Genomic DNA, 11239 nt, shown 5'->3' with positions numbered 1-11239 from the left:
GAAAACTGAATATGGCGTTCTGAGTCTTCCCACCATGATCGGGGAAGACCCTTATACATACAGCATTATTGAGGTCTACATGTTAAAAATTCTTACCCCGGCATCCAACCCTAAGTTATCTGCCATTCCACTGTTCAGCGACCTTTGTCCTGCCGGTTTTCCCAGCCCGGCCCAGGACTATGTCGAGAGCGAACTGGATCTCAATGAGCTTTGTATTCGTCACCCTGCAGCCACTTTTTTCGTGCGCGCCAGCGGCAGCAGCATGCAGGAGCTGGGCCTGTTTGATGGAGATGTCATGGTTGTAGATCGGGCCGAAGAAGCCACTCACGGTGACATCGTCATCGCCGAGGTGAGCGGTGAGTTCACGGTAAAACGCCTGCAACTGCATCCCCTCCTCGCCCTGCTACCGATGAATCCGGCCTATTCGACCATTTACCCGGAGTCGCTACAGCTGTTCGGCGTCGTCACCTGGTTTTTTAACAGCACGCGCGCGCGTCGGAGGTAACCATGCCCATGTTTGGTTTGGCCGACGTCAACTCCTTCTATGCGAGTTGCGAGACTCTTTTTCGTCCCGACCTACGGGGTAAACCTGTGGTGGTGCTCAGTAACAACGATTCCTGCGTGATAGCCCGCAGCGCAGCCGCAAAAAAAATCGGCATACGAATGGGAGTCCCGTGGTTCCAGATGAAACACACTGATTTTCCTGAGAAAGTGCACGTCTTCAGTTCGAATTATGCGTTGTATCATAGTCTTAGCCAGAGGGTGATGTCTTCTCTGGAAGAAATGACACCAAAAGTCGAGCAGTACAGTATCGATGAGATGTTCCTGGATGTATCCGGCATTGACAACTGTGAAGATTTTGAGCATTTCGGCCGGCGCCTGCGCGAGCATGTTCTGCGTACCACCGGACTGACGATCGGTGTGGGTATTGGAACTACAAAAACACTAGGAAAATCAGCACAATGGGCTTCTAAAGAGTGGCCTCAGTTCCGGGGAGTGCTGGCGCTGACGCCGGGTAACCCGAAACGCACTGAGGCCCTGCTGGCTCGGCAGCCGGTGGAGGAAATCTGGGGCGTCGGACGCCGCATAGGGAAGAGGCTGAACACGATGGGCATCGAAACTGCCCTGCAGCTGGCGCGCACCCACCCTGCATTCATCCGTAAGAATTTCTCTGTCGTCCTCGAGAGAACAGTACGTGAGCTAAACGGCGAGTCCTGTATTCCTCTGGAAGAAATGCCGCCAACAAAGCAGCAGATTGTCTGCTCCCGCAGCTTTGGCGAACGCATCACCGCAAAATCGGTCATGCGACAGGCATTATGTCAGTACGCGACCCGGGCGGCGGAAAAACTCCGGGGGGAGCGGCAGTTCTGCCGGCATGTCAGCGTGTTCATCCGGACTTCACCCCATGCGGTCAATGAGGTTTTTTACGGCAACTGCACCGGAGAAACGCTGACACTGCCCACACAGGATACCCGGGACATTATTGCCGTGGCCATGCGATCACTGGATCGTATCTGGCAGGATGGGCACCGCTACATGAAGGCTGGCGTGATGCTCGACAATTTCACGCCACACTGCGTCAGTCAGCTGAACCTGTTTGACGAGGACAGACCCCGCCCCAACAGTGCTCAATTGATGAAAGTGCTCGACGGCATAAATCAGTCTGGTCTTGGAAACGTGTGGTTTGCTGGACAGGGGGTTGAACCTGAATGGAAAATGAAAAGAGAGATGCTCAGTCCTGCTTATACGACAAACTGGGGACAACTTCCTGTGGCCAGGTTTTAATATCCCCGCTTAAACGCAATGATAAATCTCAATTTGAGTATCAGACGAAATTCTTAAGTTTCTTACGCACACCTTCCAGCTCGTCTGATTCTTTTTTGGGAACGTCTTCAGGCAATGGACTCACCTTCCCTGCCCCCAGTTCTTCCAGAATCATGCGTATATCCGCTTGCGTGGGCTTCCATCCTGTTGTTTGCCCAATAAGCCCAACCAATTGGTCGGGCTTTAAATCAGCCCGGAACAGCGTGGATAGTAATACAGGTAAACGACTGTCCAGATGATGCAGTGCTATTCCAGCTATAAAGGCATTGCGGAATAACTCACCCCGACCTAATCGAGCCACAGACTCGATAACCTCCAGGGCCTGTCGGTCTGCATCATTATCCGGGTGCAGGTAGAGAGTGAATTTCTTCCGCTGATCGCTCACGATATTATTCTCCTTTGAATGCCGCAATCGCTTGAACAAGCGCTGTTTGAGGTGAATCCATCATCACAACCTTATTTCCCAGGTGGTGCCATGCGGATTTCACTGCGGGTTCAATCAGTGTGGCACCACCACCGACTATGTATACGCGATTGACATGGCGGAAATCAGCCAGGTCATCGACAACCCTCTCTCCCAGCTTAGCTATCGCTGAATCAATCGTATCCAGAACTAACGTAACCTGCCGCTCATCATTGACCACTCGACTGACGAAATCACGGTCATGCCGTTGTTTGATCAATTCGTCTGCAACCAGTGGGCTCGTATCACTGGAGGCCATCTTCAGTGCACTAAGCGCGGCTTGGGTGACCATGGATACACCAATAGTGGCATTACCATGTACAGCGCTTACATCATCAAACTGCCCGACGATAACGCCGGCATCAAGGGTTGTTCCTCCGATGTCAATAACCAGTGACTTCTCGAATTGACCGACCTCATCTTTAACCAGCTGAGCAAAGACTGAAGGCAAGGACTCAGGAAGAACCTCAACCTGCTCGATCGTGAACACTTCCCCTTTATTCAGCTTTACCGGGCGAAGAAGGTTTTTGATTTTGCGAAGTATGTTGAGCTCATTCTTTTGACAGTCAGAGGTATAAAACTCACTGATTGGTAGTGTAACTGTCAGGGATACGGGCTGAGGGTTTATCCCACTGCAGAGCAACGCATGATGTACCGCCAGAACATTAGCATCGCTGTACTGATACTCAATATGAGTAGTATTGATAGCCAGGTTGCTGACCTCATCATATGTGTACTTCCTGCCGTCAAGTTCATAATTGAAAGTCTGACGGCTACCTATTCCCTCGACTTTCCATCCATTTCTGAATGAGTTAGCGGAGAGAAAGGTCTTTAGATTTTTACCCTCATACCAGGCAAGTTTTACTGTTGTTGAGCCATCATCGCAGAAGACGTTCATTCGCACTCCTTTATCAAAGGTCACTTTTATTACTCAAAATGAGTATTGAAGTCACCAGGCACATCACCTGTTACTCACTTTGAGGTCTTGCGATGAATGTTAATATCAAACGAATGTTGAAATCAATCCATTTCAAGCCCAAACAAATATTATTTTAATATTAAAATAACATCACATAGCGTTTGGTTGTTTTTTGCACTCAGACAAAAGGAGTTATTGACAAGGAAGTTAAAATTACTAGTATCATGATATTGTTTTAATATTAAAAAGAGATTGAGATGATACTGACGATTGCTAACACAAAAGGCGGTGTGGGCAAATCCACACTGGCGGTTAACATCGCCGCAGCCAGAGCCCTTCAGGGTAAAAAAGTATGGCTGGTAGATGGCGACAAGCAAGGCTCTTCACAACTGGCTATCCTGGTGCGTTCAGAGGCAGGGGTTGAACCAGGTATAGCCTGTTCACACTATCCTGATGGACCGGTGCTAAGAAGCCAAGTACTACAGCAGAAGGATAATTTTGACGACATCATTATCGAATGTGGTGGTCGGGACTCGACAGCAATGCGCGCAGCGTTGACGTTGACAGATGTACTTCTTGTGCCTTCCTCACCAGGCAGTTTTGAAGCATGGGCGATGGATACAAATGTCGAGCTTATCAGGGAAGCAAGAAGTGTTCGTGATGGTTTAACCTGCTATGCACTGCTGAACAAAGCGGATACACAAGCCAAGTCATCTGATAACAAAGACATGTTCGAGATGATGGATGAGTACAAGGAGGACATTCCCATTCTCGATAAAATTATCTATCAAAGGAAAGTCTTTGGTAACGCAGCAGGCACTGGACGGACAGTTAGAGAACTGAAACTCCGCTCCCATGAGAAAGTTGCTTTGAATGAACTGGATGCTCTCATTTCAACATTGTTCGAATAGTAATTTGATATTATATTAATATCAAAATAATACATAGGTGATATTAGATGGTTATCCAGAAAAAACCCAGAGCTCCTGTCCAGGATACAAAGTCTGAGGCTGTAGACAAGTTCATCAATTCTGCCCCTGACGCAAGGCAACCAGCGAAGAAGGGAGTTACCAAAGGGAAGAAGCAGCAGATCACTATAACAATGGATCCTGAACTGATAGAACGCATAGATGAGGCGGCGGCTGAGCACGGCCAATCAAGGGCTGCATTCATCAACATGTCGTGCATCAACACGCTCGACTACGGGCTCCAAATCGTTGGCAAGAAAAAAAACAGCGAATGAAATGGTAAATGAAAACACCATTAAAAAACACTTAAATGGATATCAAAAGAACATCAAATTAATATCATTACAATATTAATTTGATGTTATTACTTTAAATGCAAAGCAATACCGTATATTTGACGAGCGAAGGTTTTTTCCACCGCCTGTGGCCATCGGGGTGGGTCGGTCTGAAGTAATCCGATCTGCCGCATTCCCTTATGCTGTTCCGCCTTTCTCTCACAGTAGTCATCATCGGTGTATCCCATCGTTTCAACCACCACGGTATGCTGTTTTCCATCCGGCATACGGGCCGTCACGATGAAATCCGGCAGCACAAACCCTTTCTCACCGTCGGTATTGACCTCGATATCAAACAGCGGTTTTTCCACACTGAGCGTCGGCGCATCGGGCTTCCGGGCAAGCCATCCGGCCACGTCCGAGAGACTCTCCAGTGTGGCCCGCTCAAGCCCACTATCGACAGGTACCGGACATCCCCGGCGAAAGAGTGCATGCGCATAGCCTTCACTGCAGATAACCGTGCCCTCCATTCCTCTGCGGAAAGCCAGAATGACCCAGTAGGGCGGCCGCGCGCCGTCCTGTGCTTCCCCGTTGATGCTCACTCCTCGCTCCGGACGGAACGGCAGTTCTCCACCTGACCAGCGGAACACCGCGTCATCCCGGGTGACCTGATCGGACATAAATATCTGGAAGAACATCCGGGTTTTACCGGAAGGCCAGTGCGCGTCCGGACGCTCCAGTCCCTTCATCAGTTGCTCCCTGCCATTCTCAGTCAGCCCGGGCTGAAATCGCACAATCTCCGAGAGGTGTCGCCCGCGGATAAATTCTGTGTTTTCAGTGACAGTTCGTAGCGCATTAACGGATTCCATGACACTGCGGGAGGGAAGGGGGTGAAGGATATCCAGCTTATTCAGCCCCGCATCGTCAATGAGGGACAGGAGCAGGCGGGCAATACGTGACCGGCGCGTACGCCGTGTGCGGTCATCTGCCTGTGCAGCCGTACGCCCCGGAGCCCTGATGGTGGTTTCTGCATCGTCGGGTGGAAGAAAATCCCGGTAGCTGATACGCCGGCTGCCGGCCGTTTTTCGGGTACCGGATGATGTGGCGCCCGAATCACCACTAAAAGGACGGTACATCGGGCAGTCCGGTGCATGCTCATGGTTGAAACCGGCCAGAAAGAGGGTACCGGTGTCCTGCATCAGGTTCGCGCTGTTCATCGCCGGCGAATCTCCCGGAACGCAGTCGCACTGCAGCCATGCCTCACGCTGACGCATTTCCCGCAGCACCTCTGCGGCCAGGAGGTATTCCTCCCGACCTGATGATGCTCTGCGACCGGATATATTCTTTACTGCCGTTTCTTCATCACCGGTCAGCCACCGGATGAGGCCGCCCCGTGGGGCTTTCTTGCGGACAAGTTTCATGGCCATACAGAACGGACTCCTGTTCAGCGTCGGTGAGGTTCATCGCCGGGTGTAAACTGCCGGAGCAGGGCAACGGCATCGGTACCGGGAAGGTGGAACTGGACCCGATGACTTGCAGCAACATCGAGCGCAAAGACTTTCGTGTAGAGCTCTGTGGAGCTGATACTCCGGTGTCCCATCAGAGCCTGGAGCACCTTAAGCGGGATCCCGGAATAGAGCATATGCATCGCGTAGGAATGGCGGAAGGTATGGGGCGTGACCGGAATGGAGAACCGGACACCGTCAGCGGCGGCGCGCGCCACGGCATCGTTAAGCCAGGTCCGAACTGTCCTGTCTGTCACGCCCCATATGCGCACCCGCTCGGCACGTCCGGTATTTTTGTTACGCCGCTCAGCCGGAATTTTCAGTGTGGCCACCATGGTCTGCAGCTGCGTGACATACTGCATATCGGAGAGGGGCACGATGCGGTGCGGGCTTACCCCGGCAGGCAGTCTGCCGGCTCCGCGACCCGCTTTTTCCTCCCGCTGTTTCAGGGTGGCCAGCTGCACCCACGGCTGCGGCACATCAAGCCTGAAATCATCGCGGGTCAGCGCCAGCGCTTCGTTGATCCGCGCGCCCGTGTTCCACAGTGTGGCGATCAGCGTCTGCTGATACAGGTCGGGGATATAGTGGAGCAGGGCGGCCACCTCAATGCCTAGCAGGTATTTCGGCAGCGCGTCATGCGCCAGCGCCATCTGACGCAGGGCCAGCGCGGCGGACCAGTCGATGTTAACCGTCGGATAGGGGAGGGATGCTGTCGGGGCCGGAAATGACGGCACGGGGTAATTCATTCCGGGAACTCCGTAACCCGGGGACGTTCATGGAGCAGACGGACGTACCTCAGAATATGCCAGGTGGCCAGATAGGCCGATGCCGGGAAGATTAAAATTGTTGTCACTGCGCTCACCATCATCAGCGGAGATAAAATCGATCGGGGAGCCACGGTCAGTAAAACACCACCAATAAGGCTCGCGGCACTCAGCGCCACATACAGGCAGGCCCGGCCCGCAGCGGCACTGACCGCATCACTGTCCGGCACTTCAGTGGAAAGGTTGCTGTTCATATCCATTGTCGGTCCTCAGCAGAGAGGCTGTGTGGTACGCCAGATGCCGTCACTCAGTCTTTCTCCGTCGCCAGTCCGGGCAGATACTGTGCCTGCAGATAATCCAGGGCGACCCGGGCATAACTTTGTCCGACGTTCACCCGAATTTTACCCTGCCGTTCCATTTCTTCTCCCACCGCCGCCAGCTGGCTGTACATGGGGAGCAGGTACTCCAGCGTTTTCGCATGCATACACGCCTCCACAATACGCTCCGAAAACGCATCCCGGTCGCGGGCATACACCTCCGGAGCCTGGCGCACCACCCCGTCCTTTTCAGACAGCAGGGTCTGGCAGAGGGTCAGTAACGAGACCAGTTCACTTGCCGTTTCTTTCGCAGTTAGCATCGTCTTTCTCCTGACGCAGACGCGCCTCAGACAGGGGCAGAAAAATTTTCAGTACAGACGTAAAGCCGGTGGCCAGCAGATAGAGCGTGATGAGAGCTGCCAGCCAGTAGGCAGACATCCCGGCCAGATAAGGCAGGGTCAGCCAGGGCCGGAGTCCAGTGAAAAAGAGGGCATCAGTGGCCACCGGTGTGAACAGGTTAAGGATAGATTCCGCCAGCCAGATCCCGCCCCGGAGGGCGGCGCCGATCAGGAGCGGCCAGAAAACTAACAGCCAGAAAACGGGCCGGACTGCCGGCAGACGGCGGATACCCGGATTCATGGCAGCCTCACCCAGTCCGGGACCGCCGGCAGCGGTGACTGCGCCCAGGGCTGCCCGTCAGCGAGTGCGTGGATCTCGTCATCAAACAGCCCCGTATCGCCAAAGTCAAAATCCGGCCAGCGCTGGCGGACATAGCAGTACGCCAGAAAACCCGGATCACGCTGTCCGTTCAGCCAGTCCACCCAGCTGACGGCGTAAATATCCCGGGAGTAAGCGCCCCAGGCATGGAAAAAAACGGACGGGCGCCATCCGGACAACTCCGGATAGCATGCGAGCATCGAGAGAATGTCCTCCCGCGTTCCCGGACTGACATCCGCATCTGCCGTCGGGTCGGTGACAAACGTCAGCGCATCAAATTCAAACGTATCCATACCACTGCTCCGTTAAATAAAGAAAATCCCGTCCGCCATTACTGGTCACTCTTCAATGAGGCTTTAACAATGGCATCGATCGCTTTAGGTATGGAAAAAGGCCGGAGCTCTCCATTACTTAGAAGAACTTCGTAACAGAACGTGGTGATCCATTGTCCATCACGTAAACGCTTCTCAGACTTCACGGCGAAGTGCGTGACAAATCTGCCGTTCAGTTCCCATCCGGGACAGCTGTCACAGTAAAGTGTGAATAGTACCTTCAGCTCGTCAAAGAACTTACCGTCGGTAATTCTGCCATTCGCTTTTACCGCATCGCGCTGATCCATGAAATAACGTTTTGCTGCATCTTTGGAAGCAAATTCCCTTTCGCCAATTTTGACCGGTACTGAACGTCCCATCCTCCGCTCCTTTTTTTGTCCGAAAATAATCAGTCCCACACCGCGGACCTTACCGAGTGTTACCAGACGGTTTTATCCCCGACGAAATAATTAGCTGAATGATAATAATCATGAAAATAACCACGCCGCTAAATTACCGACAGGGTAACGGCGGTGATCCGATTTTTTCTGTATCTGCACTTTCCGGAAGTGTACCACGGTCATGTAATAAGCAAAGCGGCAATATCGGCCGCCGCGCGCCGGGTCACGGTACGGGGCAAAAACACAACATCTAGAAGAAAATGCAGCTGACAGCGTGGCACATGTTGTGTTTTTTGGCCGCCGGGTGCCGAAGGGGTTCATGCAGATCCGGAACCGGGGGTTTCCGGATCTGCACGGAAAAAACAGGTCAACGTATGTACGTATCATATTGTATGTATCAAATATAATGTATGTATTATTTGTATTGTATGTATAAAGTGTATTTTTTGTATTATCTATATTATTGTGTATAATGTGACCATCCCGCCGCATCCTGACGGCGGCCTGTAAGGAGACATCCCATGAAACCCTATGGCCAGTTCTGGTCCGCCGACGGGTGCACCTGCGCCCTGTGCAGTTCCCGGGGCTACCGCAAGGGTCGCGGTTATGACGCCGCCTCCCGCGCCAGCAAACACCGCGCCCGTCAGCACGCCCGGCGCCAGACTGAGGAGCAGCTGCCATGAGCCTGCCGTCCCCCGAGATTGTCCGCCGCATCGAGGATGCGGCCGCCGCGCTGATGGCCGCCGGCAATGCGTCCCCCACCAACGAGCAGGTGCGCGCCCACCTGGGCGGCGGCTCCCTGTCCCACATCTCGCCCGTGATGCGCGCCCTGCGTGCCCGTCTTCGGGAGCAGGCCGCCGGTCAGACCCCGGCGCTGCCGGCAGAGCTCGCACAACTGCTGACCGGTCAGCTGGGGATACTCTGGCAGGCCGCCTGTCAGCTGGCCGACACAGCCACCCTCGCCGCCCGTGAGCAGGCTGACGACGATATTGCCCGGGCCGACCAGGAGCGCGATGAGGCTCTGGCCCGTGTGGCGCAGCTGGAGACCGAACTGGCGGCCCTGCGGGAAGTGGAGGCCGAGCGGGACCGTCTGCTGGGTGAGGTCAGGACGCTGCGCGACGACGTGCTGACGCTGCGGGAGAAGGTGGCCGGGCTGACCGCCACCGGTGAGCACCAGGCCACGCAGTTGGCCGAGACCCGGGCCGAGCTGAAAGAGGCCCGCAAGGAAACCCGGACCCTGCAGGGGGAACTGCTGACGCTGGCCCGGGGCGAGCCGAAAGGCGGGAAGGAGACAAAATGACACCAGAAATCAGACGCCGTATCCATGCTTTCCGCAACGCCCTGGTGCTGGCCGCTGACACCCGGTCGCACGAATGTTTTCATATGGGGCGCTGGCAGGAGCTGAATGAATTTCCGCACGGCTGCTGCGACCTGGCCAGTAACTTTCTGGCGCAGTATCTGCAGGACAGTGACCCGTCACTGCAGCCGGTGATCGTGCATATGCTGGCGTCAGAACAGTTCAGGGAAGAGCACCACTCCACCATTCATTCTCACGTGATTGTCGAGCTGAACGGCTGGTTCATCGATCTCACCCTGAATCAGTTTGCGGAGTATGAAGAAAGGGTGGTGATTGATGATCGCACCGGCGTGCTGGGAACCCTCCGGAGAAAAATTCCCTTCTGTGGCGGCGAACTGACGGAACGCGGCATACAGCTGGACGCCGGGCTGGATACGGACGGGCACGAACTCTATGACTGGCTGCGCGCCACTGCGGACCACCTGCTGGTACAGCAGTAACGCCGGCAATGTCGGCCGGTACCATAAAGGAGACGGGGATATGCCTTACTACAATGGCCGCTGGCACCTGTATGACGAAAGGGAACGGCGGGAATATGGTGAACGAAAACGGCAGGAACGCAGCCGGGACTGGCACAAAAACTGGATCAGCCGGCAGGGGCTGAAAGACCGGCTCTGGACAGACAAAGCTGTCGCAGAGTTTTTGCCGGCCCCACAGAAAGCAGGTCCGATCCGCGCCTGGAAACTGGAGAACGTTCTGGCCATTGAGCAGACACCCGCTTTTATGGCGTGGATGGAAACGCGCCGCGTCTGGCTGGACGCGCGCTGCCGGCTGCCGGACATCGCGTATGCCACTTACGGTCTGCTGGCGATTGGCTGGGACAGACGCGCCCCGGAGAAACCGATCCGCTGGCAGAAACTGCTCTGGAATGAGGCCCGGCAGGATCTGACGGATTATTCACGTCAGTGGCAGGATTCCCCGTACACCGGTGCTGACTTCGAAGGCCATGAGCCTGACGAGGTCGCCTGCGCGATCTTTGAATGGTTTATCCGCCAGAACCGGGACACGCCGGAAAAAGGATAACCCGGCTGACGGGCCGGGTACGCAAATCACACATGCCTTACGGCAGGGGATGGATCATGGAAAATGACGAGTTAGCTGCACGACGCGCGGGGGCCATTGCTGAGGACAGTTGTTTCACCAAAGGACGTCTGCGCGATGAGTTCAGAATGAAACCGGCCCCCGGAGCAGAACCGGTCAGATGGTACAAAAACCCCTGGGGCGGCCGGTATGGTGTTTACCGCATAGCCGACTGCGTGCCCTTGCGGGAGCAACGCCCGCAGACGGAGAAACAACGGCAGGCCGGCCTGCGCCTTGCCGTACTCTCCAGGCTTAACAGCACCAGTGGCCAGATGGCACTGAAAGGGGTCGTCTCAGAATTCGGAAAATAAAGCACGCTAAGGCGTAGTCACCCCGTG

General features: G+C 54.5%; 17 protein-coding genes and 1 pseudogene. 9 read left to right on the top strand and 9 right to left on the bottom strand.

Going from position 1 to position 11239, the window contains the following annotated elements; genetic code table 11:
• Positions 1–79 precede the first annotated feature (79 nt).
• Positions 80–505 carry a translesion error-prone DNA polymerase V autoproteolytic subunit gene (umuD, locus tag HX884_RS23025; protein WP_178328858.1) on the top strand — a complete coding sequence of 142 codons (426 nt, stop codon included), beginning with the start codon at positions 80–82 and terminating at the stop codon, positions 503–505.
• 8 nt (positions 506–513) lie between these two features.
• Positions 514–1785, top strand: a complete 1272-nt coding sequence (gene umuC, locus HX884_RS23020; RefSeq protein ID WP_178328859.1) for a translesion error-prone DNA polymerase V subunit UmuC — start codon at positions 514–516, stop codon at positions 1783–1785.
• 40 nt (positions 1786–1825) lie between these two features.
• Here the strand turns inward: umuC and HX884_RS23015 are convergent, their stop codons facing one another.
• Together HX884_RS23015 and parM are read right to left on the bottom strand one after the other, a co-directional pair.
• Positions 1826–2209 carry a plasmid partitioning/stability family protein gene (locus tag HX884_RS23015; RefSeq protein WP_178328857.1) on the bottom strand — a complete coding sequence of 128 codons (384 nt, stop codon included), beginning with the start codon at positions 2207–2209 and terminating at the stop codon, positions 1826–1828.
• Positions 2210–2213: 4 nt separating this feature from the next.
• On the bottom strand, positions 2214–3185 hold the full coding sequence (gene parM / locus HX884_RS23010) for a plasmid segregation protein ParM domain-containing protein (RefSeq protein WP_178328856.1): 972 nt from the start codon (positions 3183–3185) through the stop codon (positions 2214–2216).
• 278 nt (positions 3186–3463) lie between these two features.
• On the opposite strand from parM, the gene HX884_RS23005 reads away from it, so the two are divergent.
• Both HX884_RS23005 and HX884_RS23000 read left to right on the top strand, forming a co-directional pair.
• A complete protein-coding gene (locus tag HX884_RS23005) occupies positions 3464–4117 on the top strand; it encodes an AAA family ATPase (protein WP_178328855.1) in 654 nt (217 codons plus the stop codon).
• Positions 4118–4164: 47 nt separating this feature from the next.
• On the top strand, positions 4165–4449 hold the full coding sequence (locus HX884_RS23000) for a ribbon-helix-helix domain-containing protein (RefSeq protein ID WP_178328854.1): 285 nt from the start codon (positions 4165–4167) through the stop codon (positions 4447–4449).
• 89 nt (positions 4450–4538) lie between these two features.
• Here the strand turns inward: HX884_RS23000 and HX884_RS22995 are convergent, their stop codons facing one another.
• From HX884_RS22995 to HX884_RS22965, 7 genes are read right to left on the bottom strand one after another with little or no spacing between them, the layout of a single operon-like run.
• Positions 4539–5876 (bottom strand): hypothetical protein, encoded by a 1338-nt coding sequence (locus HX884_RS22995; RefSeq protein ID WP_178328853.1) that lies wholly within the window; start codon positions 5874–5876, stop codon positions 4539–4541.
• A 17-nt stretch (positions 5877–5893) separates the two neighbouring features.
• Positions 5894–6700 (bottom strand): site-specific integrase, encoded by an 807-nt coding sequence (locus HX884_RS22990; protein WP_178328852.1) that lies wholly within the window; start codon positions 6698–6700, stop codon positions 5894–5896.
• Positions 6697–6978 (bottom strand): hypothetical protein, encoded by a 282-nt coding sequence (locus tag HX884_RS22985; protein ID WP_178328851.1) that lies wholly within the window; start codon positions 6976–6978, stop codon positions 6697–6699. The genes HX884_RS22990 and HX884_RS22985 overlap by 4 nt, the downstream gene beginning before the upstream one ends.
• Before the next feature lie 47 nt (positions 6979–7025).
• Positions 7026–7355 carry a hypothetical protein gene (locus HX884_RS22980; protein WP_178328850.1) on the bottom strand — a complete coding sequence of 110 codons (330 nt, stop codon included), beginning with the start codon at positions 7353–7355 and terminating at the stop codon, positions 7026–7028.
• Positions 7327–7674, bottom strand: a complete 348-nt coding sequence (locus HX884_RS22975) for a hypothetical protein (protein ID WP_178328849.1) — start codon at positions 7672–7674, stop codon at positions 7327–7329. The genes HX884_RS22980 and HX884_RS22975 overlap by 29 nt, the downstream gene beginning before the upstream one ends.
• On the bottom strand, positions 7671–8045 hold the full coding sequence (locus HX884_RS22970; RefSeq protein WP_178328848.1) for a hypothetical protein: 375 nt from the start codon (positions 8043–8045) through the stop codon (positions 7671–7673). The genes HX884_RS22975 and HX884_RS22970 overlap by 4 nt, the downstream gene beginning before the upstream one ends.
• Before the next feature lie 38 nt (positions 8046–8083).
• Positions 8084–8443, bottom strand: coding sequence for a hypothetical protein (locus tag HX884_RS22965; RefSeq protein ID WP_178328847.1), 360 nt, complete (start codon positions 8441–8443; stop codon positions 8084–8086).
• A gap of 542 nt (positions 8444–8985) precedes the next feature.
• Here HX884_RS22965 and HX884_RS22960 point away from each other — a divergent pair.
• The 5 genes and pseudogenes from HX884_RS22960 to HX884_RS22940 form a co-directional block, all read left to right on the top strand.
• On the top strand, positions 8986–9147 hold the full coding sequence (locus tag HX884_RS22960; protein ID WP_178328846.1) for a hypothetical protein: 162 nt from the start codon (positions 8986–8988) through the stop codon (positions 9145–9147).
• Positions 9144–9764 (top strand): DNA-binding protein, encoded by a 621-nt coding sequence (locus HX884_RS22955; protein WP_178328845.1) that lies wholly within the window; start codon positions 9144–9146, stop codon positions 9762–9764. The genes HX884_RS22960 and HX884_RS22955 overlap by 4 nt, the downstream gene beginning before the upstream one ends.
• On the top strand, positions 9761–10261 hold the full coding sequence (locus HX884_RS22950) for a hypothetical protein (protein WP_178328844.1): 501 nt from the start codon (positions 9761–9763) through the stop codon (positions 10259–10261). Before HX884_RS22955 ends, HX884_RS22950 begins: the two co-directional genes overlap by 4 nt.
• Before the next feature lie 40 nt (positions 10262–10301).
• Positions 10302–10844, top strand: a complete 543-nt coding sequence (locus HX884_RS22945) for a hypothetical protein (protein ID WP_178328843.1) — start codon at positions 10302–10304, stop codon at positions 10842–10844.
• A 56-nt stretch (positions 10845–10900) separates the two neighbouring features.
• Positions 10901–11179: pseudogene (locus HX884_RS22940) on the top strand (3'-5' exonuclease); the annotation flags it as partial.
• Positions 11180–11239: the final 60 nt, after the last annotated feature.

Source organism: Enterobacter sp. SECR19-1250 (assembly GCF_013391025.1).
In the GTDB taxonomy this organism is placed as follows: domain Bacteria; phylum Pseudomonadota; class Gammaproteobacteria; order Enterobacterales; family Enterobacteriaceae; genus Enterobacter; species Enterobacter cloacae.
Note: the sequence above shows the minus strand (reverse complement) of the source record. Positions and strands in the feature narration are given on the sequence as shown.